Below are 26,428 nucleotides of genomic sequence, written 5' to 3'. Positions count from 1 at the left end.
AATATGAAATGTTTCCGAAGTTTTAAGTTGATCATAGGTCTTTTGCCGGTTCTATTGAGTTATCACCAAATGGCAGCCCAGGAGAATCCTCCAATTCCGGTAGAAGTAGAAGTAAATACAGCTCAATTTCTTGATTTTGGAGCTTTTACTGTGGGGGAAAACGGTGGCACTGTGAGTGTAGACCATACGGGTACCAGGACCTGGACAGATGATATCACTTTACTTAATAGTGGCTCCACAGTTTCTCCTGCCTTATTTGATGTGTACGCCAATCCCGGAACAATCATAACAATAACCCATCCGCCCAGTTTTGAACTAACAAGAGGTGGCCAGAAAATTAGCCTGGAAATTAACAGTTATAGTACTGGAAATACCTTTATCAGTACTCAAAATTCAGATATTCCCAATCCGGTTTATATCGGCGGTACGCTTACCCTGGGAAGTCCTTCAGCAAACACCCCGGGTCGCTATAGCGGCACTATAATGATAACTTTTAATCAGCAATAAAGAATTCCAAAAGCCTACATGAGCTTCACCTTAAAAGTTAGTAAGTCACATCTCTTCACTCTTAAAGGCCTTATCCTTTTGTTCTTCATGGGACTGCAGTTGCAGGCACAGGAAAGTAATGAATATGATGAGCTTATTGTGGATCTATCGGCTCCGCGGCTTGGAGTGATTGAGATGCCGGTTGCTATTAAAGGTGAAGAAGCTTATATTTCGGTAAGTGATTTTTTTAATTCCTTTAATATTAAAAATGAAACAGAGAGTTCGGACGGAATCATCAGCGGATTTATAATTTCCCCCGATATCCCCTACATCATAGATCCACAGCAAGGGGAAATAACTTTTAAAGAGAGAACGTATCCCCTTAACGAAGAGGATTTTATAAAAACCCCTACTACCCTTTACCTTCGCTCAGATCTTTTTGGTGAGATTTTCGGTCTGGATACGGAATTTAGTTTCAGGCGTCTTGCCATTGATCTTAAAACCGAGCTTGACCTCCCAATATTCAGGCAGTTAAGACAAAAGGAATTAAGGAGCAACCTGAACAAGGTGAAAGGAGTTATAGAACCGGACACCCTGATAGAAAGAAGCTATCCTTTCTTTAAAGCGGGTATGCTGGATTGGGGCATAATTACTACTCAGCAAACTAACGGATTTGATGACAACCGGTTTAACCTTGGTCTGGGAACTATGATCGCAGGTGGTGAGACAAATGTCCTTTTGAATTATTCCAACCGGGTTCCATTTACCTCCCGAAACCAGTTCTACCAGTGGAGATATGTGAATAACGATAGTAAATTATTTAAACAGGTGACGGCCGGTAAGATATTTACCGGCGCAACATCTTCACTGTTCGCACCTGTGGTGGGTGTACAGTTGAGTAACAGTCCATTGCTTAACCGCAGATCTTATGGCACCTATATACTTAATGATTATACTGAGCCCAGATGGACGGTGGAACTCTATGTGAACAATGTACTTGTAGATTATACAGAGGCCGATGCCTCCGGATTTTACAGTTTCGAGGTACCTCTAATGTATGGAAACACAAATGTTAACCTCAGATTTTATGGGCCTTATGGGGAAGAAAGAAGTGAAGACAGAGTGATCAATATTCCTTACACCTTTATACCGAAGAACCAGCTTGAGTACAAACTGAGTGCAGGAATCGTGGAAGATGATGATAATCGAAGATTCACGAGATTTGATCTTAATTACGGTCTTTCAAATTCCATTACGCTTGGTGCCGGGGTTGAATACCTGTCTGAAGTTAGCAGTGGCGAAGTAATGCCTTTTTTTACCAGCTCTGTTAAATTAGCTCCTAATCTTTTATTTTCTGCCCAGTATAATTATGGAGTAAAAGGTGAAGGCTTGTTAAGTTATCGTACACCGTCCAATATGCAGTTTGATCTTAATTATACTAAATATCACCCAGATCAAACCGCCATAAATTATAATTACCTGGAAGAAAGAGAATTCAGTTTTTCCTCCCCTATAAGAAGTAAAGCTTTTTCAGCATTTACCCGATTCAGTCTTAACCAGATTATTCTACCCACCACCGAGTTCACCACAGGTCAGCTGCTTGTATCGGGAGTTTTATTTGGAATAAGCACGAATCTTACCACTTACGCGATTTATAACGACAGGATAAAAGAACCAACTATTTACAGCAGTCTTGCCCAAACCTACAGATTACCTTATCAGATTCTTTTTTCACCTCAGATACAATATGACCTAAATGATCAGGCAGTAAGAAATATAAATCTTGAACTGGAGCGGGTTATCTTTAAACGCGGGTTTTTAAATCTGGCGTACGAAAATAACTTTTTAAGGAATGCGCATACCTTTGAGATCGGGCTTCGGTATACCTTCAATTTTGCACAGGCAGCAACAACGTCAAGGATCGGTAACCGAAATTCTTCATTTATCCAGTCGGCACGTGGTAGTTTACGACTGGACGATAATGCCGGACATCTAGCCGTGAGCAACAGGCCCGGTGTAGCCCGTGGTGGAATTACACTAATTCCCTTCCTTGATTATAATGAGAATGGTAAACAGGATAAAATGGAGCCTGGTGTTCCGGGACTCGAATTAAAATCAAATCCCGGCAGGCTACTATATAATAAGGATAAAACGATACTGCGGATCAATGATCTCCAGCCTTATGTAGACCTGTTCCTTGAAATAGAACCTAGCAGCCTTGACAATATCGCCTGGAAGATAGAAAATCCAGGGATAGCTCTGGAAACTGTTCCTAATCATTATAAACCGGTGTATGTGCCTGTAAAGGTTATGGGAGAGGTCGCCGGCTTTGTGTATGTTAAGGAAGATGAAAGCACCCGGGGTCAGGGCCGGATTATCGTAAATATCCTGAATGAGAATGGAGAAAAGGTAAAAAGCATCCTCACCGAAGGAGATGGTTATTTTAGTTTCCTTGGTCTAAGTCCCGGTAAATATGTAGCCGAAATTGACGCCCAACAATTGAAGACCATAGGAATGGACGCTAAAAACAGGTCTGAGGATTTTGAGATTGAAATGACTGAATATGGCGATATTGTTGATGATCTCGAGTTTGTTCTTGTAGTTAAAAAGCGGGTGGAAGATCAATAGCCAATCTTCATAACCTTTAGACTCCGGGTTTCATTTCCCAATTTTAATTCTGCAATTTCCCCTAGCTTTTTCCCTGTTATAGCTTTTGCTATGGGTGCAACGAAGGCAATTTTCTTCTTTTTGATATCAGCTTCATCTACTCCCACGATTCTGAATTCCTGTATCTGTCCGGTATCCATGTTTTTTATTTGGACCGATGCCCCAAACCTTACTTCATCCTCCGGCTGATCTTCTGGATACAGTAATCTGGCTGTGTTAATCCTTTCCTTCAGTAAATTGATTTTTCCGTCTATCAGGGCCTGTGCCCTTCTCTTCTCGGTATCATTTTCGCCTTTTATACCTGCACGCTCAGATTCCAGATGGACCAGTTCAGTCTTAAGATCCTCTAATCCGTTTGGGGTAACATAATTCGTTACGCCTTCAGGAAGAGCAGCCCGTGGCGGGATCATTGGAGGTTCTTCCTGATCACCTTCTTTTACAAATCCTCGACTCATATTTATTGGTTTATGAGTTAATCTATGAAATTTAATTCAAATTCAACTTTAAATGGAATAGATCATAAATATTTCTGAAAGCTTATTTTTCAAACTAAGTAAGGATTATTTTTAGTAGCTTAACAAGTACTATGAGCCTGGAAATTATCATACTGTTCGCTATTATCCTGCTCGTGATCTTTTTGTTTGCCCTGGAAGTTTTTCCGGTAGATAAGATCGCATTTTTTATAATGGTAAGTCTTCTGGTGACAAACCTTATAAGCCCTGAAGAGGCTATTTCGGGATTTTCCAGCCCGGCGACTATCACAGTTCTTGCGTTGATGATAATAGCAATAGGTTTAGAAAATAATGGGGTAATAGAATGGCTTACACATGGTCTAAGAAAACTCAGAGGTCTATCTCTTGTGCTCATGGTTCCGGTATTCATGCTTATAGCCGGTAGCATTTCAGCCTTTATAAATACAACCGCAGTCGTGCTGGTATTCGTAAAGATCATAAATGAACTTTCACTGAGATACGACATTCCAAATTCAAAACTTCTGTTACCTATCTCCTACGCTGGCATTATAGGAGGAAGCTGTACGCTGATGGGAACATCTACTAACCTGATAGTTAACGCCGAATCGGTTAAAAGAGGGGTAGAACGTTTCTCGTTCTTTGAATTCAGCTGGTACGGAATAATCTTCATGTTAATAACTATTGTTATTGTAAGCCTGATGATACGATTTTTACCTTCAGGAAAAAAGACCGACCTGGCAGCAGATTATGACCTGGATGAATTTATTACCAAAGGTATAGTTTCAAAAGATTCCAGTCTGGTAGGAAAAAATATGGGTGAAGTATTTGGAAAGGATGGCGATGAAATAGAGGTCGTAAGGCTTAAAAGAAATGGAGTCATCAATGAATATCCCGGAAAATACACAACTTTTAAGGAGGGCGACCAGTTGTTGCTTAGATGTAATATGGAACAACTTATAAAACTAAGGGAATCCAAAGATCTAACCATTATTAAAAATGCCGAACAGGAAGTTGCTGAACCAGCTAATAATGAGGCTGAAGATATTGAGGAAAACATCCAGGTGGTAGAGATCCTTATGCTTCCAAATTCACCTTTGATTGGAAAAAGTATCAAAACTGTTGGCTGGTATGATCTCCATGGAGCAGTACCTCTGGCTATAAGAAAAAGAAGAAGTTTTAGAAATCCTCGTAGGAGGATCTTTGATCAGAAGTCTGATGAGATAGAGCTCCGTGTTGGAGACCGTCTACTGGTTGAAGTGACAGAGAATGCCATGCAGCACCTGAGAAAAATGGAAAATGTCAGCATCTTACAGGAATATGAGGAGATTGATATTAGTACCCGGCAGAAACGAAATCTTTCTTTTGGGATTCTGCTTGTTGTAATTGGTCTTTCAGCTTTCTCAATTTTTCCTATTCTGAAAAGTGCGCTTATTGGTTGTTTTCTTATGATCTTTTTAAAATGTATAGATCTGGGTAAGATCTACTCCCAGGTAAACTGGCAGATAATTTTCCTTCTGGCAGGAATGATTCCTCTTGGGGTTGCTATGGATAATACTGGTGCCGACAAGTGGTTATCTGAAAACCTTCTAAGGTTGTTTGATGATAAGACCGATTTTATAATCATTGGCCTGCTCTTTTTTGTCACCATGTTCCTAAGCGGATTCGTTTCAAACAATGCCACGGCTATTATAATAACCCCTATCGCCATCACTATAGCTGCAAATCTTAAGATGGATCCAAAACCCTTTATACTTGCCGTTCTTTTTGCCTCTAACTTCAGTTTTTTCACTCCTGTAGGATATCAGACCAATACAATCATTTACGGAATGGGAATCTACAGGTTTAGGCATTTCTTCATCATTGGCGGCGTACTTTCAGTTGTGTTATGGATCACCGCGACAATTCTCCTTTCTGGGCAATTATAAATTGGTATTTTTGAAAAAAATTCCATGTCAAAAGTTCTTGTTCTCGGATATGTGTGGCCGGAGCCTACTTCATCGGCCGCGGGAACCCGCATGATGCAACTTCTTAATTTCTTTAGAAAAGAGGAACATGACATACTTTTTTGCACCACGGCGAAAGAGAGCGAGAACATGGCCGATCTCCATTCCCTGGGAATCCCAAGCAGAAGGATAAAAGTTAATGATCCGGGATTTGACGAACTTCTAAAAGAGTTTCAGCCGGAGATCGTACTTTTTGATCGCTTTATGATAGAAGAACAGTTTGGCTGGAGAGTGGATGATATTTGTCCCAATGCGATAAAGATATTGGATACCGAAGATCTGCACTTTCTTCGGGATGCACGAGAAAAAGCTTATAAAAAGAACGCATCTGCAGCAAACATATATTTGGAGTCTGAGCTTGCCAAGCGTGAGATCGCGGCTATATATCGCTGTGACCTGAGTCTTATAATTTCGGAAGTGGAATTACAGTTATTAAAAACCGAATTCAGGATTTCTGACGAACTTCTTCTCTATCTGCCTTATTTGCTTGAGAATATTTCTAAAAGGGAAATCAAAGATCTTCCTGTTTATGAAGACCGTCTGGACTTCATGAGTATAGGCAATTTTCTGCATGAGCCTAACTGGAATGCCGTTCTATATTTAAAAGAAAATTTATGGCCGGGTATAAGGAAAAAACTACCTGGCGTAAAATTGCAGGTTTACGGTGCCTATCCTTCGCAAAAGGTTTTTAATCTTCATAACGAGAAGGGGGGGGTTATGATCAATGGTCATGCAAAAGATTCGGCACTAGTAATTCAAAACGCACGAGTTTGTCTGGCGCCCATTCAGTTTGGAGCGGGACTTAAAGGAAAGCTGATAGAAGCAATGCAGAATGGCACCCCTTCAATTACATCTTCTATAGGTGCCGAAGGGATAAATTCAGATCAGCCCTGGAACGGATTTATTTCAGATAACGACAGTACATTCATCTCCAAAGCGGTTGAACTTTATTCTAATAAAGAACTATGGGAACAAAAACAAAAGGCAGGGTTCAGGATCATAAATTCACGGTTTTATAAAGAGAATTTTGAAGAAGCCTTCAAGAAAGCATTACAGGATATTCAATCAAGACTAAAACTACACCGACAGAGAAATTTCACCGGCCAGATGTTAAAACATCATCTTCACCGCAGTACTTATTTCATGTCGCGGTTTATAATGGAGAAGAACCGTGATAAAAAATAAAAACCGCCCGGAGAAATGGCCTCCCAGACGGTTTTCTACTACACAAAAAAATTGTTTAATTAAATTATTAAACAAACCACTAAAGAGAGTTAACCAGATTCCTCTGAAATAACTTTTCATTTAACTTTTGTAATACTTCTACTTTATGCCTGGTATCCACCAGAAGCGAAATATTATTATTACTACCTCCATAGGAGATCATTCTTACCGGCACATCCTGTAATATTTCAAACAACCTGGAAGTATTCTTTTCTTCGATAAGGCCTTCCCCTACCACACATATGATACTGTGACTGTAATCAATGCTTATCTCGCCGTATTGCTCAAGGTCGGTAACAATATGATCAAGGTTCCTAATATTGTCGATTGTAAGTGATATTGCGATCTCTGAGGTTGTGATCATATCAATGGCAGTTTCATATTTGTCAAAAACTTCAAATATCTTTTTTAGAAAACCATGGGCCATTAACATCCGGTTAGATTTGATCTTGATCGCAGTGATATCATCTTTAGCCGAAATAGCCTTTAGTCCTTTTCTTTCAGCCAGGGCACTGATGCAGGTTCCCTGGGCATCTGGAGTAAAGGTATTCTTCAGATATACAGGAATGTTCTTACCAATAACCGGGGAAATGGTCTGAGGATGCAGAATCTTAGCTCCGAAATATGCGAGTTCTGCTGCTTCTTCAAAACTAAGCTGGGCTACGGCATGCGTATTTTCAACAAATCGGGGATCATTATTGTGCAATCCGCTGATGTCTGTCCATATTTGTATTTCTGAAGCTCTAATTGCTGCGCCAAGAATAGTGGCTGTATAATCGCTACCACCCCTTTTTAGGGTACTCACTTTCAGGTTTTCGTCCAGCCTTACAAACCCCTGTGTTATGAAAATATCGTTGACTTCAGAAGCCTTCATTATATCGTTAAGCAACTCTCCAACATATCCTGTGTCCGGATTCTCAAGATTGGAAATATGCATGAAATCCCTGGCGTCCAGTAAGGTGTTGCCTACATTCTGCTCTTTCAGGTAAGAACTAAAAATAAAGCTAAGCAGGCTCTCGCCCGTTGTGAGTATTCTTGCATCCAGATATTGGTCCCAAATTTCATTACAATCTGCCTTTAATATTTCCAGCTGGGCAGAAATACCGGATCTCACTTCATCATTTGCAGAAGCATCGTCTATAAGTTCATCTATCAGCCCAAAATGTTTTACCTGTAATTCCTGAATAATGGCCGCTACATTTTCCTTCTGATCATTCTTTACAGCCCTTGAAAGCTCTACAAGCCGGTTAGTGACACCAGACATTGCTGAGACCACAAGCAATTTAGCCCCGGGTTGTGAGGTGATTATTTTTTTTACGTTGCGGATACTTGCGGCCGAGCCTACAGATGTACCTCCAAATTTTAATATTTTCATATCCAGTAAATTCCGGCTGCATAGGTATAATGAAAAAGAAATGAAGCAAAAATTATATTCCTTTTTATATACATTTGTACAAAATGTTCAATAATTAACAAATGAAGACCATTACTACCTGTGTCCACGATATTATTAGACATCAGCCCTTTCTGGATGATGCCATAGCCAGGGATATTGTCAACTTCAGTGGACTGGCTGCAGATATTCAGCCACAAGTGGAAAAGGAAATGCGGAAACCGGTTAAACAGGGTAGTATAATCATGGCATTAAGAAGATATGCTCCCAGCAGAACGAAAGTGGATATGCGAAGTCTTCGGGAAATGGGAGATATAATCGTAAGATCCGGGATTACCGAATATACCTTTTTGAATTCAAAAACTATAATAGCAAACAAGGCAAGGCTTCTCGAGGCGGTTAAGGATCAAACAGGTGTTTACCTGAACTATTCCAGCAATTATCAGGAAAGTAACATTCTGGTATCTTCAAGTCTGACAGATCTTGTTGAAAAGTGTTTCAGGCATGAGGTACGCGTGTCGGTTAAGGAAGAACTGTCTTCGATTACCATAGCACTGCCCCAGAACAGTTCACAAACCGTGGGCCTTTATTTCTATATTTTCAAACTTCTGGCTTATGAAGGGATTCCTGTATTTGAAATGATCTCTACCTCAAATTATTTTGCTCTCTTTCTCGAAAAAGATTATGTGAACAAAGCTTTTTTACTCATGAATGAGATTAAACAGTAAATTACCAGTATTCGTAGTACACGCCGATCATTGCAACTATAGTGATGAGAATAATGATAGCTATGGCAATTAAGATTGTTCGGTTATCTTCCCTTCGAAATGGTCGGAGAATTTGATTAAACAATTCCTTCTCCTCATTATTTCTTTCTGGCATAACTAGCTAATTAATTAACAAGGGACATGCAATATACTAAAAATCAATTATTTAAAACACCCTGCTTTTAAAGTTTTGCTAAAATAGTTTAGCTCACACCCCCAATGTCCTATTTTTATTAGGCTAAATCATTAGATAATGAAAAATATAATCAGGGCCATTCTGGCAGGCTGGGGTGCTAAAAAGTTAGGTGGAGGTTGCGGGTGCATAGGAATAATTGTAGTATTCATTATACTTTGGATACTACTTGGATATCTTGGCCTTGGTTAATTATAATCCTCGATGAGGGCACCCCACTCCATGGTTTTCAGGGTCTTAACCAAAACAGGGTTTATTTTCTTAAGCAATTCGGAATCTTTAGGAAAAGCATAACTGTAATAATCTTTTTTCAGGCTCTGCCCAAGTACCTCAAGATCGTTTTCCAGGTTCTGTCTCTCAATTTCATATTTTAAAATAGGTTCATCATAAATGAACAGTGTGGTTTCTTCATTTAATAAAGCCTGTATTCCTTCACGACCGTTATTAACAAGATTGTTCTCAATATTATAAAGTTCAAGAAGTTCCTGCGAACTTGAACTACGAACAGTGGTAACGTCAAATCTTTCAAGGTCCTGTATACCATTTATCTCATCATTTATACTTTTCACGGTGAGAGAAGAAGCAATGCCTGCGGTAAAACTGGAAATAATGATAACCGCCATGAACATCCAGACCAGGCCAATTATCCTTCCGCCTGTGGTACGGGGAGATTTATCTCCATAACCTACCGTTGTCATGGTTACAGCACTCCACCAGAAACCCTGCATTATTCCTTTGAATTTCCCACCGAATTCATCTTGATTCTTCTTACGCTCGAATAGCCAAACTAAAAAACCAAAAATGAATATCACCAAAAGGAGCAAAAATACCACCGAAAAGAAATCCCAGCTAAAAAAATTCTTAAGATGCATTAAGAAACTGGACTCCAGGCGCTGGGCTACACTTGTATGGGATATAAAATAAGGCTGCGAAAAATCCATTCTTTTCATCCTTTGATCGGTTACTGTAATAGGATTTACACTAAAATCCACTTCAGCATTTTCTATAGCGGTAAGCAGACTTTGAAGATCCTTATATTCTCTGAATTCATATTCAGTCTGCAGTTGTTCGTTTACAAGCTTCCAGGAGGAAATGCTGAGACCGGTGTATTTATCACCCTTTTTTTCAACAAAAGGTGGAGTTGGTGTAATCCCTATTACCAGCTTATCGTTACCGCTTAAACTATCAGGTTGTGAAAAGCAATTAAACGATAACAGGAAAATGATAGCAAGAAGAACATTTCGCTTAAGTAACATGGATTTAATTTTTCAGATTTCGAAAATAAAACATTAACGGCTTAAACTAAAATCACCTTATACTGTCTTTTTGAAAGATATAGGCAAGGTTGATCTTTTTTCTTCCAAATTTCCGGGCACTGTCTATATCTTTTCCCATATAAATATCTATACGACTGCGCCAGCGATAGTGCATCTTATCCTTAACCAGGAAGATACTGTCAAAACCCTCCAGTCTGACTTTAGAATTATGATCAAGTCCCATCCTGATGAGATCCCGGGAAACTGCTATAGCCCTCATGCCGGGTTTAAGCGTATCACCCCAGGCCGTGATGCTGGGATTCCCTTCCGTTTGATATGGTATAGAATTATATGCGGTAGCTGTAACGCAAATGGTATCCCAGTCTACCTCAGGTGTGGAGTCTGTAATCCTTTGACAAGAAGAAAGTATGCCCAAAATAAGGATGACGCTTAAAGCTTTCTGATATCCTGTCAAAATTGGGCATACCTGCATATATTTATAATTTAAATCCGTCCGGATATTCTCTTTTCACGAACTGGTTAGCTTCATCAAAATTAGTTACCCTCATATTCTCGGCATCCCAAAGCATTTTCAGATCTCTTCCAGGATAGTAGGTTTGGGTGGTACCGTCTTCTTTATTCCTTGTTTTCTGAATATCATATCCTCTAATCGCCAGATTAGCTATAAGTAGAGTTTCGGTTAAAGGACCCGCAATCTCAAATGGAGAGCTAAGTTCCTTTTTCCCGTATCCGGCTATCGCGCCTTCCACCCACTGCGCGTAATGGCCATCTGCACCACCGGGTACTCTTTTATATTTCTGAGGGACATTGACCTCTTCCGTTTTGGAAGTAGGTAACAATTTTGGATTCATACCATACGTACCACACATCATCTTTCCTTTTGAACCGATTATAAGGGCACCATTACCACCATCGCCAAAGGTTTCATCAGGACCAAGTTCTTCAGGACGCATAGGCTTTATTCCCCCGTCCATCCAATGCAGAGTAACATCTTTGGAGGCCTTCTCCTGCCCATCAAATTTCATGATCACATGGCTCGATGGCGGACAGCTTTCAGGGAAATATCCTCTCTGGAATTCATCTACATAAACACTTCCCACACTACACTCTACCTCTTTCGGGTATTTAAGTCCGAGAATACTGAAAGGTGGCTCAATAAGATGACATCCCATATCGCCCAGGGCGCCGGTTCCATAATCCCACCAGCCACGCCAGTTAAATGGTACAAGGCCGTCTACATATTCCTTATAAGGGGCGGTGCCAAGCCATAGTTTCCAATCCAGTTCCGGGGGAATGGGAGACGAAGTCTTAGGCCAGGGAATACCCTGTGGCCATACTGGCCGGTTGGTCCATACATATACTTCTTCCACTTCCCCTATGAGGCCGGCATCATACCATTCTTTCATTTTTCTAACCCCGTCACCTGATGACCCCTGGTTACCCATCTGGGTCACTACCTTGTATTTTTCGGCCGCTTCGGTAAGTTTACGAGCTTCATAAATGTCATGCGTGAGAGGTTTCTGAACATAAACGTGCTTTCCCATTTCCATTGCCGCCATCGCCTGAACCGCGTGGTTATGATCTGGTGTAGAAACACATACCGCATCGAAGTTCTTAGACTCCTTTTCTATCAACTCCCTGTAATCTTTATAATATTTTGCTTTTGGAAAGTTCTTTATTGAAGTAGCTGCACGGCGATCGTCAACATCACATAAAAAGGCGATCTCTGCCTTCCCACTATCATAAAAACTCTGCAGGTCAGACTGGCCTTTACCTCCTACACCAATCCCGGCGATTAACAGTTTATCACTGGGTGCGATGTAACCCGGGCCTCCAAGAACATGACGTGGCACAATCATGAACGCGCCCCCGGCAATAGCCGATTTTTTCAGAAAATCCCTGCGGGAATCTCTAAGTGAGTCTGCGATAGTGTTTTTTTTCATAAATGATTAAGTTATTGGTTGAGACAAAATTTGATTGCCCAATTTAAATAAAATATGACAAAATGTATCATAATCGGATAATCTGTCGTGTAATTTGCCTTTCGGCAGGATACTTGTACCTTTGCAACTTTAAATGGCTGAAAATGAAATTACAGCCGCAATTTTAATAGAAAATAATTTTTATGAGTCAAGTAAAGCAAAATGACACCGTTAAGGTACATTACACAGGGAAATTAGAGGACGGCCAGGTTTTCGACAGTTCAGTGCAACGTGGAGAGCCTATAGAGTTCACTCTTGGTCAGGGTCAACTTATTCCTGGTTTTGAAAAAGGCCTTATCGATATGGAAGTAAACGAGAAAAAGACCATCAACATACCTAAAGATGAAGCTTATGGAGATCCAAATCCGGAATTGATCCAGGAAGTTGAGAAAAACCAATTGCCAGAAGAGCTTAAGCCTGAAGTTGGCATGCCATTGGTTTCAAAAACACCGGACGGCCGTGAGATAAACCTTGTGGTGACCGAAGTAAAAGACAATAGTATCGTGGTTGATGCTAATCACCCACTTGCCGGAAAAGATCTTATTTTTGATCTTGAGGTAGTTGAGATCAAATAATTTCAATACTATAATTGAAAACCCGGAGTGTTCACTCCGGGTTTTTTATGCCCTGATGTCTGCTTTTTGGTTAAGATTTTTATAATTCTTTTCTCTTTCTTTTTTGCCTTAGTAACTTAGGATGCAAACACTAAAAACCAAATTATGAAACGAAAAGGTTCGGCTATATGGAACGGTAATTTAAAACAAGGTAACGGGACAGTAAGTCTTGAAAGTGGGGTCCTGGAAAATGCGCAGTATTCATTCAAATCAAGATTTGAAAGTGGTAAGGGCACCAATCCGGAAGAGCTTGTGGGCGCGGCTCACGCAGGATGTTTCAGCATGCAGCTGTCGGCATTTCTAAGTGAAGAAGGATTTGAACCCGATAAGATTGAAACCACCTCTGAGATCACACTTGAGGAGGGTGAGATCAAAAGGTCGCATCTTATTCTTACTGGTACGGTTCCGGGTATAGATAAAGAGAAATTCGAAGAGCTGGCCAATAAGGCTAAAGAAAAATGTCCGATGTCTAAATTACTGAAAGCGGAAATCACTTTGGAGTACGATCTTAAATAATGTAAAAATATTCTAATTAGATAAAAGCCTCTTATGTTCTATAATGAGGCTTTTATTTTTCTGTCAACTTTTTTAAACTCGTAAAAATCGACTTTTTAATTTCAAAACCCATAACATTATCATGGACCAGAGACTGATTGACTTCAATCTCAATACCCAGATAATTCTCTCTGAAAATTTTTCTCAAATATGTTGTAAATCCATCGGCCTTACCCAGATAAGGGTAATTGAATCTCACCTTTAATCCCGGCATTTGCAGAAGAAGTTCTTCCTTAAATTCCCCACAGAATCTTTTCTCATCTGTTCTTTTTGGATCATATAGCAAACCTATGTCGACATTTCGTTTCACATCATTGAGAACAGGTGTAAAAGTATGAACCGAAATATGGAGTACCTCCTCGTTCCCTTCCAAATACCTTCTTATCCTATTCTCTATTCTCAGCCGATAAGGATGGTAATAGGAATTAAGAATATCCAGTTTTTCAGAGTCATTCAATACAGATGTAAAACGGGAAAACAATTTTTTATTCCCCAAGGACCGGTTGGTTTCTACAAGTAAACGTCCCACTAACTGTGATTTACTGAAATCTGACAGACTTTTAAGGTACTGGTATAGGTCAAAGGCTCCCGGATCATAGGCCTCATGTGTTTCGAAAATTTCAGGCTGGCGGGAAAATAACTCCTGATAGTTCGCTGGAATATCGGCTACGGCATGTTCACAAGTAAGAACGAGTTTCATGGCCTGAACATTCTGTTATCTCTGAGACACTCGCCCAGCCTGGAATATACCTTAATTATATTCTCTTCAGAGAAATCATTCCTTAAGGCCTTTAATATCCTGGTTGCAAGACTTCCGTTCTGAAGGATGAATTCAATATGCTTCCTGTGGTTTTCACTCAGGTTTTCCGCTACCAGACTAAAAAGTCTCTTCCAGATCGTTTTAACATCACTTGCTTTATCCAAATCAAAAATGGCAAGGTAGGTTGTATTTGTCACCAAGGTATTTTCGGCATCCCTTATCACTTCATCAAAGATTTCGAAAAGATCGTCTTCATGCCATTTTTTCTGATCTTCTAAGGAAACCAGTTCCTCTCCTACCAGTAATTTTAAGGCTTCAACAATAAATGCCGCAATAGCCACATCAGCCGACGGATTCTCCTGAATATCGATGACGCGGATTTCGATTGCATTTCGGTCAAACCTGGAAATAGCTCCGCGGGAATTCAGGAAATGATGGTCCAGTATACTTTCAGTATCAAAAGGTTTAATGGCTTTGGTTATAGGCTCAAAAATTCTTTTATAATAATCTTCTTTTGAAAAAACCTGCTCCGGAATTACCCTCCCCGTCATTTGTGGTATTTCCTTCTGATTGGTTTTATAATAATGCATACGAGTGTCCTTAAAGCCAGTATATTTTCCGTCAAATACGGGAGAACTGGCAGCCAGACCAGGAATTACAGGTAACAGGATACGGACAGCTGCATGAAGCTTTTCAAATTCTGAATCATCAAAGAAAGGCAGATTTATATGCATACTCTGCACATTGCTCCAGCCATGTCCGTTACAGTCAAAAATACGATTGTAGAGCCCATAGATCTTACTGTAATGATGTTCCCAGAGTCGGGTTTCGGTTTTTGGATCCATCAGCGGATGTGAAGCTCCAGGAAGTAACGAGGTGTCAAATTCCTTTAATAAAGCATTTATTTCCTGTACGTTTTCAGCGAATAGAGTATCAAGACTTTCCAGATTGTCTGTGGGACCATTTGTTTTAATTTCCACAACATGCGCTACCAGCTCGTTGCTCCACTCTATTTTCCCGTTTTCAATATCTGAAGTTAATGAACCGTTCTTTTTTGTAAGCAGCTTATCCACAATGGGACTCACCTTAAAATCTGAATTACGCACCAGCATATATTCCAGTTCAATCCCATACACTTCAAAAAGATGATATGCCATATTATTTATTTTCGAGTCGGTTCTTTAAAGCCTGCAAGATGTCAATATAAACCTTATCGCCATAATAGGCATCCTCTACTCCCGCATCAATATTAGGATTATCATTGATCTCTATCACAAGTGCCTTGCCGTTAACTTCCTTGATATCTATACCATAAAGACCTTTTCCCATGAGCTTTGCAGCCTTTATTGCATTCTTAAGGATATCTGAAGGAACATCTTCCACCGGCAGGCAATCTGCGTTCCCGTCCTGTTCAGTCTTCTTTTTGGCATCCCAGTTATAGATCTGCCAGTGGCCTTTGGCCATATAATAACGGCAGGCAAAAAAAGCTTCTCCGTCCAGGATCCCAATTCTCCAGTCATATTCTGAAGGAGAGAATTCCTGTGCGATCACCAGTTCAGATTTTTTGAGCATGGCTGTTACCATTTCCTGATATTCTTCTTCTGTGGTAGCTTTTTTAACTCCAAAAGAAAACGTGGAATCGGGTGACTTTAAAACCACCGGAACTCCGGTCTTTTCTAATACCGAATTTTTATTGTCCTTATGAACTATTACGGTTTTTGGCGTGGGTATACCGGCATTTTCCAAAGCTTCAGCCATAAAGACCTTATTGCAGCATTTAAGGATGGCATTGGGGTAATCAACAATGGCAATGTCTTCCTGCTGAGCTTTTCTGGCAAAGGCATATGCTTCGTTATTCACCTCGGTACTCTGTCTTATTAATAAAGCATCAAAAGCGGAAAGCCTTGATAGCTCCTTTGGGGAAATCAACTCAGTATAGAATCCCATTTTTTCTGCCAGTTCCGTAAATTTTCGAATAGCTCTGGCATTGCTTGGAGGTGCCATATCCTCAGGCTGTACCAGTATCGCCAGATCATATTCAAAAGGATTTGAACGCGGAGTATCGTATCTCTTCTTAGCAAAATATTGTTCGGCAAAAAGCAGCATGCTTTCCCTGTGTTCATTCGGGATCTCGGCCTCCGAAATAGCCTTTAGGTTTTTAATGTTCCATCGCGTAGTGAAATTGAATTTCACCCGGAGAAAAGGGATCTGGAAGTGCCTGAAGAACATGGCAGAAAGTTCTTTATACTTTGCCGCCACATTCTGTCCGAAATAGATGCTTAAGGTAAATTCCTGGGATCTTATATTCTTAAGAGATTGCTGGATCAGGTCATCAAAGTCTTCCGAAACTATTTTGACAAGCTTTGGTTCACCAAGGTCCACAATATTCTTCACGGTGGGAATAGCCATATGTCCACGCGCTTCGGCAAGCAGAGAAACATAATAGCCTTTTGATTGATAGGAATAATCTTTACAAAGATTAAATATCCTGGCCTTCTTAAGTTTGGAGAATTCCGGATTGGTAAGATAGTCCCGAGACGAGATCACCTTTACATGTTCAGGTGAAATTGTCCAGGTCTCGGGATTATTTACAACTATATATTTATTCATTCAGGGATGAAAATTTTATTCAAATGTAGATGAAAAACCAATCGGAATTTAAAATTTAAGTTCAGCTTAATATTAATTCTTAAATTCAGGGCTTCAAATCAAATTAAAGTCCGAAATGCGAACTAAACTAACGCTTATCATTTTTATTTTCAACCTGTTTATGGTGAATGCACAAGACACAGATCAGGCTATTATTGAAAAGGCAAAACGAATCCATGAAAAAGTGATCACTATAGATACACATAACGATATTAATGTAAAGAATTTTACACCGAATAAAAACTATACGATGGATCTCGGCACCCAGGTTAATCTTCCAAAAATGGAGGCCGGTGGCCTGGATGTCACCTGGTTGATCGTTTATACAGGTCAGGGAGAACTCAATGAAGAAGGGTATAAAGCCGCTTATGAAAATGCTATTCAGAAGTTCGACGCCATTCACCGATTAACCGAAGAGTTCGCTCCCGGGCAAATAGGTCTCGCCACCAATTCTGATGAAGTAAGGAAACTTGTTGCTGAAGGAAAGAAAGTGGCGATGATAGGAGTTGAGAATGCGTATCCTGTAGCCGAAGACCTTGGGCGTATCAAGGAATTCTACGATCGTGGTGCACGTTATATGTCCTTATCCCATAATGGCCACAGTCAGTTCTGTGATTCAAATACAGGCGAAGAGAATGACGAATGGCTGCACGGCGGACTCAGCGAACTGGGAAAAAAAGCAGTTGTGGAAATGAACAGATGGGGAATGATGATAGATGTCTCACATCCAAGTAAAGAGGCTATTAAACAAATGTTCGAGATATCACAAGCACCTTTGATCGCATCCCATTCTTCGGCAAGAGCCCTTTGCAATCACAGCCGTAACCTGGACGACGAACTACTTGCTCTCTTTAAAAAGCATGGTGGTGTTGTACAAACGGTTGCCTTTACTAGCTATTTAAATACTGAAAAAGACAATGCTTTCCGGGCAGCCAGTGAAAAGGTATATCAAGATAAGGCCCGGGTGATGAACTTTGAGATCCTGCCCCGAGATAGTGTAGCGAAACTTAAAGATGAAGCGCAGGATGAATATTATGAATCATATAGAGAGGTTAGGCGGTCTTCAGCTCAGGAGCTTGAGAAACTTAAAAAAGAGATAGATGCCGTGAATGTCTCAGATTTTGTAGACCATATAGATTATATGGTAAAGAAGATAGGGATAGATCACGTGGGAATAAGTTCAGACTTTGATGGTGGAGGTGGAATTGACGGCTGGGAGGATGCTTCCGAAAGCTTAAATATTACCATAGAGCTAGTAAAAAGAGGTTACACTGAAGAAGAGATCGCTAAATTATGGGGAGAAAATCTGCTCAGGGTGTTGGATGAAGTTCAGGAGGTTGCCGCCCAAATGCAAAAATCCTGATCACTGAAGCTCAACCTCAAAAATACGGGCAGTTCCCATTTGTCCTTCTGTGGAAACGAACAATCTTCCTGAAGGACTAAAACAAATACCTTCCGGTTGCGGAAATTTTGAAGGATCCAGCAAATGGATCCTTTTTATTTTGCCTGAATTCTTTTCAACAATCAGTATCTTCTGAAATTCAGCATCAAGAATATAAACATCCCCGTTGGCAGGATGAAAACAAAGATCTGAAGGCCTTATAAGTTTTCGCGGATTATTCGTCCTGAAAACATCAAATTTGGGATCGTTATAATTTACCTTTAGTACAGGATCCATATTCAGCACCCCTGTTGAGGGATCAAAAGAATAGATCCCCTTATAATCTCCTTCATTATCCAGGTTCCTGTCTTTTACCGCGATCCACAGATCTCCATCAGGTGTTGCAGCCAAACCTTCAATATTATTTCTGTATTCAAATTTTAACTGGATATCCTTTGCATTTTCTTCAGGGCCCTCTATATCATTAATCTGAACAAGTCTACCGTTGCTTTCTGCTACCCAGTAATTATCTTCGAGCCTGGTAAGAGCCTCGTAGTCGCCGGAGGCCCCAAACTTATACCTTTTAGTGATTTTTGAACTTTCAAGATCATATATAAAGAGAAACCCATCTTCATCCTGTACACACGCGAGCTTATTATTTCCTGCCCACTCCAGCCCGGAAATCTCAATAAGTTCGGCTGGCAACTCCCATTCCTGAGTTATCCTGTAACTCTTTTCGGCATCGTTAAAATCATAGTCATTATTCTCATAAACAGCATAGATAGCACCAGCAAGTATCAGAACAATTACAACTATTCCTATAGCCCATTTAGTCATGAAGAATATTTTTTTGGAATTTAAAATTACAACTATGGGACAGGGTCTCAAAAAGATTAACAATACTTTGAATTCTCTTAGTTTTACCTCATTTAAATGATATACAGGCAATTAACGCAAAAGTTAAAGTATTGTTAATTGGGTACCTTTTATAGCATAGTACTGTAACAGATATTTTTTATCGTCGTCTATTAAGTAAACACAATCATTAAAAATTGAAATAATGACAACTTTAGTAAGAAACACCAAGAGCAGAAAATCATTTATGAATACCGAAGCTAATTCAATACAAAGCAGCTTCCTTAAAAGGAGATTTGTATAATAATTCATCACTCATCAATCATCAATCAATTAAAATTTATCAATCATGACAACTTTAGTAAGAAACACCAAAAGCAGAAGAAATTTTATGTCTACAGAAGCTAGTTCCAGTCTATACAGCTTATCAAGTAGAAGAAGATTCATCTAATCAAAATTTAAATTCATCAATCATGCGAACCTTAGATAGTATCATACAGGATTTTGGAACAGGTAATGAAGCGGGAATCACCAACAGAAGACCCTTCCTCAACCTTAAGAACTCGACCATTCATTTGAACTGGTATAATAACCGACAAATTGCGTAAATCATCAATCATCAACATTATTCATTAATCATGACAGCTTTAACTAACATCATCAAAGACTTTGGCCTGGGAAAAGAAGGCAACCTTACTCATCACAGGCCATTTTTGAACCTTAAGAACTCTGACTGCCATAATATTTGGTATAGCAGAAGACGCTTTAATTAATTCATCATAAATCATCAATCAGAATTCATCAATCATGACTGCTTTATCTAACATCATTCAGGATTTTGCAATAGTAAGAGAAGGTAATTTAACTCATCGAAAGGCATTTCTCAATTCAAAAAGTACTAGTGGCAGATTGTGCTGGTACTCCAGAAGAAGATACGCATAATCCTTAAAAATCCCCTCGTATGAAAACTATTTCAACCTAGCCGGTAAACTGTGGTTTACCGGCTATAATTTTTGGTTAAAAAACATTAAAATAAGCTTAAAATTGGATGAACTGCTTTAAACATTTGTTTATTTGCAGCTATTACATTCAGATAAATGCTAGATAAAATAAAAAGGCACCCCAGAATCAAATGGGCTCTGATAATTCTTCTAAGTTTAATAGCCCTTTTCTTTTTATTCTTTGGAAGTATCTATTTTGGAGTGTGGGGTAAGATCCCTTCTTCACAGGAACTTACAGAACTAAACCAAAATAAGGCTACCCAGGTACTGGCGGCTAACGGGGAACTTATTGGTAAATTCTATGTGTATGATCGCCAGCCCATCAATTTCTCCCAGCTTCCCTCCCACCTTATCAATGCTCTTATAGCCACTGAAGATGCACGTTTCTATGAACACGATGGTATAGATAACCGCAGTTTATTACGTGTTTTCTTCAAATCCATCCTGTTGCAGGATGAATCGGCAGGAGGTGGTAGCACCATCACTCTTCAACTGGCCAAGAATATTTACGGCCGGCGCGATTTTGGGGTTTTCGGGATTGTGATCAATAAGATGCAGGAAGCGATAATTGCAAAGAGGCTGGAAGATATCTATACGAAGGATGAGATAATCGAGCTTTATTTCAATACAGTACCTTTTAGCGACAATACCTATGGAATAGAAAGTGCTTCTCTCAAATTCTTTGATAAGAACACATCTGAACTTAAACTCGAAGAAGCCGCTGTACTTGTTGGAATGCTTAAAGCCAGTCATTATTACAACCCCCGTATCTTTCCGGAAAGGAGCCGTTTAAGGCGTGATGTGGTTATCATGCAAATGACCAAATACGGATATTTAACTGAACAGCAAGCCGAAGAAATTAAACTGCTCCCCCTTATACTGGATTATAAAAGTTACAGTCATGATGAGGGAATCGCGCCATATTTCAGGGAGCAGATCAGAAAAAAGGTATCAGGGATACTCGACACCTTAAAAAATAAAGACGGAAAAAAATACAATATCTATCGCGACGGACTGATTGTTCACACCACTCTTAATTACAGGATGCAGCAGCTTGCCGAAGAAGCTATGATCGAACATTTGGCTGTTTTACAGGAACAGCATGAAAAGTCTTATGGCAATTACGCGCCCTGGGTAAGGAACAAAAAGATCCTTGACGATGCCATTAAAGCTTCAGAAAGCTATCAGAAACTGCTTAAAAAAGGACTGGGCGAAGATGAGATCATGAAAAAGCTTGAAGAGCCTCGTCCCACAGAGCTTTTTGAATATAAAGGTATGAAGACTGAAAATGTCAGCACCCTGGATAGTATCTCACATTACCTCAAATTTCTTAATGCCGGATTACTGGCAGTAGATCCTGAGAATGGTGCAGTCCAGGCCTGGGTTGGCGGAGTGGATTTCAGGTTTTTTAAATATGATCATGTGGCGCAAAGTAAAAGACAGGTGGGTTCTACCTTCAAACCTGTGGTATATACCGCTGCCCTGGAAAACGGGATGGATCCCTGCACCTATTTTTCGGTTCGAGAGGTTACCTATGATGGGGGCTGGACTCCCTCCAACTCATCTTCTGAAGGAGATGATCCGCACATGAACTACAACCTGAAAACCGCTTTAAGTCGATCCATGAATACCATCGCCGTTAAGGTGCTTATGGAAACCGGTATAGGCAATGTAATAAGACAGGCCCGAAATATGGGAATTGAATCTGATCTGCCTGCGGTTCCGTCAATAGCCCTGGGAACAGCTTCCCTAAGCATAAGTGACCTTACTACGGCCTATACCAGTTTTGTAAACGACGGACGATACTCCGAACCTTATTATATTACCAGAATTGAAGATGCCAACGGCAATATTCTGGCTGAATTTGAACCAGAAATTGCTAAATCCAGGGCTTTCTCTGAAGAGACCCGAAAAATAATGATCAACATGATGCAGGCCACGGTTAACGAAGGAACTGCAGCCAGGCTTAGATACCGCTACGGTTTAAGGAACGACCTTGCCGGTAAGACGGGAACCACTCAGGATAATAAAGATGGATGGTTTGTTGGGATGAATCCCGAACTGGTTTGTGTAACCTGGGTTGGCAGTGATGATCACCGCATAGGCTTCAGGAACACCTCCATTGGACAGGGTGCCAATTCAGCCTTACCCATATTTGCAGGTCTTATGCAGAAGATGAATGCAGATAAAGCTTTTAACAAAATAACCAATGCTCGTTTTGCGCCTCTTTCACCCCAACTGGCTGAAATGATGGAATGTCCACCTGAAGAACGGGATAACTTCTTTGAACGCTTGTTTTCCGGTAATAAAGAGGACAGGAGACAGGAAAAGCCTGAAAAAAAGAAAAAGAAAAAAGGTTTCTTTAAACGTTTATTCGGAAAAAAGGATGATAATAATCCGTAAAAGTTTTTCCACTTCTTAATGCTTTACTAGATTTAATCCACCTACATTTAGTTGATAAGGAAAATAAAAAAGCCGTCAGGTGAGCAAAAAATCTAACCTATCAAAAATCGAACAATGGGATATTAGGATCTCCCGTTGGATGTATGTTCACGGGAAACCAATTCTAAGGTATTCTCTGGCACTGATTTTTATCTGGTTTGGCTTCTTAAAAATAACAGGAGACAGTCCGGCAGAAGATGTTGTGGCAGCTACCGTATTCTGGTTTGATCCCGAAATTTTTATTCCTGTACTTGGGGTTTGGGAGGTGCTTATAGGTTTATTCCTGTGTTTCCGGGTTACAATAAGACTGGCTCTCCTCCTGCTTATATTTCAGATGCCGGGAACATTTCTTCCTTTTATTATTCTGCCGGAAATATGTTTTACAAATATTCCCTACCAGTTAAGTATGGAAGGCCAGTATATAATTAAAAACTTAATAATTATAAGTGCGGCTATCGTAGTTGGCGGTAGTGTTCGCGAGCCAGAATTCGTAAAAAAAGATATAAAATCAGCCGACACCGAATCTGACTCCTAAAACTCCTTATTGATCTGCATCCTTAATTTTCTTGAATAATCTTCTTCCAGCCAATCCCTGTAATTTTTGGTGCTTTTGCTTATGCAATAAGAATATTGCTTGATACGGGAGGATATATCGTCCTTGAGTTCCTTTGCAAGGATACGGGCATCAAATACATCTTCGCTGTTTTCCACACACATTTTTACATGCTGGTCTAAAGACCATTCGAGCACTGATTTGGATTTAAGTCCTTTTTTTATAACCTCGTCATAAGCTTCTTCAATATTGAAACTTACATCCTCGGTCTTCGAGAATTTTTCGCGAATTTCAGGAGGCATCTCATACTGGAACTCTCTTTCTATCTCTTCATCACTAAGGAGATTCTCAAAATAGAAATCAGGTGAACGGAAGATCTGTTTCCAGTCTACCGGTGTACTCCAGTGACCAAACCTGGCCATATTATTACCAAGATCAATAACGGTAAACTCATCTTTGTCTTTGAGAACCCTTGATCCACGACCTATCATCTGGAAGTAAAGGGTGAGTGACTTGGTAGCCCTGTTAAGGATAATAGTTTCAACCGTAGGCTCATCAAATCCGGTGGTGAGGATACTAACAGAAGTCACTATGGCATCTGGAGTATGCTTAAACCATTTTAGTATATCCTTTCTTTCCTGCTTACTGGTCGTATTGTCAAGATGGCGTATAGGAAGACCCGCATTTTTAAAGGTATGATAAACTTCAACCGAAGTATTTATCCCATTGTTGAATATAAGCGTCTTTTTACCTTTGGATTTCTCATAATAGGCAGTAAGAAGCTTCTCCTGCATACTATAATTGGAGTAGAGCTCTTCAGAAGATTTTACCGTGTAATCTCCATTCATTCCAACTTTAAGTGAAGTAAGCCCTACATTGTAACTGTAGATATTCGCCCTGGCAAGAAATCCTTTTTCAATAAGTGACTGTATGGAATCCCCCACGATAAGCTCCCTGTAATTATCCTTCATGGGAAGTTTAATATTTGAGCTTAAAGGGGTAGCTGTTACTCCAAGAATGAAACAATTCTCAAAGAATTTGAAAAGTTTCCTGAAAGAATTGTAATGAGCCTCGTCAATGATGACCAGGCCTATGTCATTAATCTTTAGTTTTTCATCATTGAGCCGGTTATTAAGAGTTTCTACCATTGCCACGAAACACATATAATCGTCCTGATCTGGCAGCTCTTTCACCTTACTGTTAATGATCTTGTTTCTCACTCCAAAACCCGAAAGCATTTTGGAAGTCTGTTTACACAATTCTATTCGGTGCGTAAGGATAAGAACCTTTTTATTGGTGCGCTGAATATATTCTCTAGTGATCTGGGAAAATATCACCGTCTTTCCTCCCCCGGTGGGAAGCTGATACAGTAGGTTATATCTTTCAGGGTGCTCATCTATGACCCCGAATATCTTATTTATATCCTTTTGCTGATAGCCATATAATTCCTTATCTACTTTCTTCTTTTCAATTCCAAATGTTTCTACCGCCATAAATTCCTTTAAGTAAGCAATTTTGCAAAAGTAAGGCATTTTTAAGCTTATCTCAAAAAATAGGGGAATATTCTCCTCCCCCATTAAAGCACATTGATATAAAATTATTGTAAATTTAGCGTTGCAATATTCGCCTCGAACTTATTTTAGATTTTCCCAACCGGAAATTCCACCCCCCTGAATTTATTAACTATAAAATATCGAAGATTTTGACTTCAGGAAGTTTATTATTTGAGAAGTATGGTTCCACATTAGAGAAATGTGAGCTTTTCAGCGGGTTGACCTCCGACAACTGGAAAGACTTTCTAATAGACTTTCATGAAGAAAAATGGCCCAAGGAAACCTGTGTTATCAATCATCAAAAATTTCTTTACCATTTCTATATAGTGGTCTCAGGACGCATTAAGATGTACAATGTGGATGAATTCAGTGAAAAGGAGCATACACTATTTCTTTTAAAGAAGTGTGATGTATTTGACCTTTTTTGTCTTATGGACGGAACTCCTCATAAGGTCTATTATGAATGCCTGGATAATATTAAGGTTCTGGCTATCCCCATGGATAAGCTCAGATCGTGGTTAATAAATAACCCGGTACAATATCAGAATTTTTTATCCTATGCCGGTAAACTTATGCGTATGCTGGAAAACAATGTATCACAACTGATCTTTACCGATATCTCCACCCGGCTTTTGAAATTATTGCTTAACAATATCAATCATAATTCCAATCAACTGGAACATATTAATGATCTTCCTAACAAAGAAATTGCAAATCTTATTGGTTCAACAAGAGCGGTGGTGAATCGTCATCTACAGAAACTAAAGAAAAATGGTTCTATAAAAATTGCGAGAAAACAGGTTGAGATAAAGGATGTCTCTCTCCTTCTCAAAGAACTGGAAAATCAAAACAGAAAACTTTAAATACTTGTTTTTGTGCTACTTAGGTAGTTTAAAAATTCGGTAATCCTACTTATCTTGCTGCCTCATTCAATAATTATTTATTCATCAATTAAAACTTTACATCATGAAAAAGTTCATCACATTGTTGCTATTAGTTGCAGGATTTGTCTACACATCTAATGCACAGATCATTCAGCTGGAAGAGGCTGAATTAACATTTGAGCCCACAGCTCAGATCGTTTTTGAAGATTATGCCAACGGAATTGTTAAAGTAAAAGAAGTTTACGCCAAGCAATTCCAGTCCAATGCGGTTAAATTCCTTCAGGAAAATTTTGACATTCATCGTTTCATGCGAGCAGTAGGAGAAGATAATGATCAGGTGAGAATAACCGTTAAAAGTAGCAACGGTATCCTGTTAGCTTCTTATGACAATGACGGAAATCTTGAAAAAACCTATCAAAGGTTCAAAAATGTACCGCTACCTCCAGCCATTCGTAACCAGGTATATGCCCAATATGAAGGTTGGACTATGACCAAGAACAAATATGTTGCATCTGGTATGGCAGATAATTTGGACAGAGAAAAGTATCTTATTGATCTTCAAAGAGGAAAAGACAAAGAAAGATTAAAAATCACTCCTGCCAGTGCTTCTGGTATAGGTGTGGCTACAATTGAGAAGTATTAATATATTTCTAATTAAGCTTAAGCTGTGTGAAGATTTTAAGCGTCTGTCAATCTCATAAGACAGAAAGTGTTAA

25 protein-coding genes are annotated in these 26,428 nt (G+C 39.6%); 14 read left to right on the top strand and 11 right to left on the bottom strand.

The window, feature by feature from the left end; genetic code table 11:
* Positions 1-3 precede the first annotated feature (3 nt).
* Positions 4-507 carry a DUF4402 domain-containing protein gene (locus EZJ28_RS04545; RefSeq protein WP_165499025.1) on the top strand — a complete coding sequence of 168 codons (504 nt, stop codon included), beginning with the start codon at positions 4-6 and terminating at the stop codon, positions 505-507.
* Between the two features lie 18 nt (positions 508-525).
* Entirely contained in the window at positions 526-3,114 is a 2,589-nt protein-coding gene (locus EZJ28_RS04540; protein ID WP_242670066.1) for a hypothetical protein, read from the top strand.
* Here the strand turns inward: EZJ28_RS04540 and EZJ28_RS04535 are convergent.
* Entirely contained in the window at positions 3,108-3,608 is a 501-nt protein-coding gene (locus EZJ28_RS04535; protein WP_131395389.1) for a GreA/GreB family elongation factor, read from the bottom strand. The two genes, EZJ28_RS04540 and EZJ28_RS04535, sit on opposite strands and share 7 nt — an antisense overlap.
* A gap of 131 nt (positions 3,609-3,739) precedes the next feature.
* On the opposite strand from EZJ28_RS04535, the gene EZJ28_RS04530 reads away from it, so the two are divergent.
* Together EZJ28_RS04530 and EZJ28_RS04525 are read left to right on the top strand one after the other, a co-directional pair.
* The gene (locus tag EZJ28_RS04530) at positions 3,740-5,551 is read left to right on the top strand and encodes an SLC13 family permease (RefSeq protein ID WP_131395387.1); all 1,812 of its coding nucleotides are present in this window, start codon (positions 3,740-3,742) and stop codon (positions 5,549-5,551) included.
* 24 nt (positions 5,552-5,575) lie between these two features.
* Positions 5,576-6,814, top strand: coding sequence for a glycosyltransferase (locus tag EZJ28_RS04525; protein ID WP_131395385.1), 1,239 nt, complete (start codon positions 5,576-5,578; stop codon positions 6,812-6,814).
* A gap of 79 nt (positions 6,815-6,893) precedes the next feature.
* On the opposite strand, the gene EZJ28_RS04520 is transcribed toward EZJ28_RS04525, so the two are convergent.
* Positions 6,894-8,228: an aspartate kinase gene (locus EZJ28_RS04520; RefSeq protein WP_131395383.1), complete on the bottom strand. Its 1,335-nt coding sequence runs from the start codon at positions 8,226-8,228 to the stop codon at positions 6,894-6,896.
* Between the two features lie 101 nt (positions 8,229-8,329).
* Between EZJ28_RS04520 and EZJ28_RS04515 the strand changes: the two genes are divergently transcribed.
* Positions 8,330-8,974, top strand: coding sequence for a hypothetical protein (locus tag EZJ28_RS04515; RefSeq protein WP_131395381.1), 645 nt, complete (start codon positions 8,330-8,332; stop codon positions 8,972-8,974).
* Between the two features lies 1 nt (position 8,975).
* On the opposite strand, the gene EZJ28_RS15975 is transcribed toward EZJ28_RS04515, so the two are convergent.
* Positions 8,976-9,128, bottom strand: a complete 153-nt coding sequence (locus EZJ28_RS15975) for a hypothetical protein (RefSeq protein WP_165499024.1) — start codon at positions 9,126-9,128, stop codon at positions 8,976-8,978.
* A 138-nt stretch (positions 9,129-9,266) separates the two neighbouring features.
* Here EZJ28_RS15975 and EZJ28_RS16180 point away from each other — a divergent pair, with 138 nt between their 5' ends.
* Positions 9,267-9,398 (top strand): hypothetical protein, encoded by a 132-nt coding sequence (locus EZJ28_RS16180; RefSeq protein WP_278248296.1) that lies wholly within the window; start codon positions 9,267-9,269, stop codon positions 9,396-9,398.
* Here EZJ28_RS16180 and EZJ28_RS04510 read toward each other — a convergent pair.
* Genes EZJ28_RS04510 through EZJ28_RS04500 form a run of 3 tightly spaced genes read right to left on the bottom strand, consistent with a single transcriptional unit; the run spans position 9,395 to position 12,426 of the window.
* Positions 9,395-10,462 (bottom strand): transporter substrate-binding domain-containing protein, encoded by a 1,068-nt coding sequence (locus EZJ28_RS04510; protein ID WP_131395380.1) that lies wholly within the window; start codon positions 10,460-10,462, stop codon positions 9,395-9,397. The genes EZJ28_RS16180 and EZJ28_RS04510 overlap by 4 nt on opposite strands.
* Positions 10,463-10,514: 52 nt before the next feature.
* Positions 10,515-10,955 (bottom strand): 3D domain-containing protein, encoded by a 441-nt coding sequence (locus EZJ28_RS04505; protein ID WP_242670065.1) that lies wholly within the window; start codon positions 10,953-10,955, stop codon positions 10,515-10,517.
* A gap of 4 nt (positions 10,956-10,959) precedes the next feature.
* Entirely contained in the window at positions 10,960-12,426 is a 1,467-nt protein-coding gene (locus tag EZJ28_RS04500; protein ID WP_131395378.1) for a Gfo/Idh/MocA family protein, read from the bottom strand.
* A gap of 182 nt (positions 12,427-12,608) precedes the next feature.
* Between EZJ28_RS04500 and EZJ28_RS04495 the strand changes: the two genes are divergently transcribed.
* Together EZJ28_RS04495 and EZJ28_RS04490 are read left to right on the top strand one after the other, a co-directional pair.
* Positions 12,609-13,040, top strand: a complete 432-nt coding sequence (locus EZJ28_RS04495) for a peptidylprolyl isomerase (RefSeq protein WP_131395376.1) — start codon at positions 12,609-12,611, stop codon at positions 13,038-13,040.
* Positions 13,041-13,184: 144 nt separating this feature from the next.
* Entirely contained in the window at positions 13,185-13,595 is a 411-nt protein-coding gene (locus EZJ28_RS04490; protein WP_131395374.1) for an OsmC family protein, read from the top strand.
* Positions 13,596-13,647: 52 nt separating this feature from the next.
* Here the strand turns inward: EZJ28_RS04490 and EZJ28_RS04485 are convergent, their stop codons facing one another.
* Genes EZJ28_RS04485 through EZJ28_RS04475 form a run of 3 tightly spaced genes read right to left on the bottom strand, consistent with a single transcriptional unit; the run spans position 13,648 to position 17,004 of the window.
* Entirely contained in the window at positions 13,648-14,334 is a 687-nt protein-coding gene (locus tag EZJ28_RS04485) for an N-formylglutamate amidohydrolase (protein ID WP_131395372.1), read from the bottom strand.
* Positions 14,331-15,551, bottom strand: coding sequence for a glutamate-cysteine ligase family protein (locus EZJ28_RS04480; protein ID WP_131395370.1), 1,221 nt, complete (start codon positions 15,549-15,551; stop codon positions 14,331-14,333). The genes EZJ28_RS04485 and EZJ28_RS04480 overlap by 4 nt, the downstream gene beginning before the upstream one ends.
* A 1-nt stretch (position 15,552) precedes the next feature.
* Complete coding sequence (locus EZJ28_RS04475; RefSeq protein WP_131395368.1) at positions 15,553-17,004, bottom strand: RimK family protein; 1,452 nt, start codon at positions 17,002-17,004, stop codon at positions 15,553-15,555.
* Positions 17,005-17,119: 115 nt separating this feature from the next.
* Here EZJ28_RS04475 and EZJ28_RS04470 point away from each other — a divergent pair, with 115 nt between their 5' ends.
* Entirely contained in the window at positions 17,120-18,406 is a 1,287-nt protein-coding gene (locus tag EZJ28_RS04470; RefSeq protein ID WP_131395366.1) for a dipeptidase, read from the top strand.
* Here EZJ28_RS04470 and EZJ28_RS04465 read toward each other — a convergent pair whose 3' ends face one another.
* Entirely contained in the window at positions 18,407-19,261 is an 855-nt protein-coding gene (locus tag EZJ28_RS04465) for an SdiA-regulated domain-containing protein (protein ID WP_131395364.1), read from the bottom strand.
* 491 nt (positions 19,262-19,752) lie between these two features.
* Between EZJ28_RS04465 and EZJ28_RS16175 the strand changes: the two genes are divergently transcribed.
* The 3 genes from EZJ28_RS16175 to EZJ28_RS04455 all read left to right on the top strand — a co-directional run bounded on the left by EZJ28_RS16175 (position 19,753) and on the right by EZJ28_RS04455 (position 23,257).
* A complete protein-coding gene (locus EZJ28_RS16175) occupies positions 19,753-19,887 on the top strand; it encodes a hypothetical protein (RefSeq protein WP_278248295.1) in 135 nt (44 codons plus the stop codon).
* A 489-nt stretch (positions 19,888-20,376) separates the two neighbouring features.
* Positions 20,377-22,683 carry a penicillin-binding protein 1A gene (locus EZJ28_RS04460; RefSeq protein WP_131395362.1) on the top strand — a complete coding sequence of 769 codons (2,307 nt, stop codon included), beginning with the start codon at positions 20,377-20,379 and terminating at the stop codon, positions 22,681-22,683.
* Positions 22,684-22,762: 79 nt separating this feature from the next.
* Positions 22,763-23,257, top strand: coding sequence for a DoxX family protein (locus EZJ28_RS04455; protein ID WP_131395360.1), 495 nt, complete (start codon positions 22,763-22,765; stop codon positions 23,255-23,257).
* Here the strand turns inward: EZJ28_RS04455 and EZJ28_RS04450 are convergent.
* Complete coding sequence (locus EZJ28_RS04450; protein WP_131395358.1) at positions 23,254-24,768, bottom strand: DEAD/DEAH box helicase; 1,515 nt, start codon at positions 24,766-24,768, stop codon at positions 23,254-23,256. The genes EZJ28_RS04455 and EZJ28_RS04450 overlap by 4 nt on opposite strands.
* A gap of 209 nt (positions 24,769-24,977) precedes the next feature.
* On the opposite strand from EZJ28_RS04450, the gene EZJ28_RS04445 reads away from it, so the two are divergent.
* Together EZJ28_RS04445 and EZJ28_RS04440 are read left to right on the top strand one after the other, a co-directional pair.
* Positions 24,978-25,691, top strand: coding sequence for a Crp/Fnr family transcriptional regulator (locus EZJ28_RS04445; RefSeq protein WP_131395356.1), 714 nt, complete (start codon positions 24,978-24,980; stop codon positions 25,689-25,691).
* A gap of 103 nt (positions 25,692-25,794) precedes the next feature.
* The gene (locus EZJ28_RS04440; RefSeq protein ID WP_131395354.1) at positions 25,795-26,355 is read left to right on the top strand and encodes a hypothetical protein; all 561 of its coding nucleotides are present in this window, start codon (positions 25,795-25,797) and stop codon (positions 26,353-26,355) included.
* Positions 26,356-26,428 lie beyond the last annotated feature (73 nt).

The organism is Gramella sp. KN1008 (genome assembly GCF_004332155.1).
Taxonomy (GTDB): Bacteria; Bacteroidota; Bacteroidia; order Flavobacteriales; family Flavobacteriaceae; genus Christiangramia.
The sequence above is the reverse complement of the archived record's forward strand: the minus strand, read 5'-3'. Positions and strand labels throughout refer to the sequence as shown.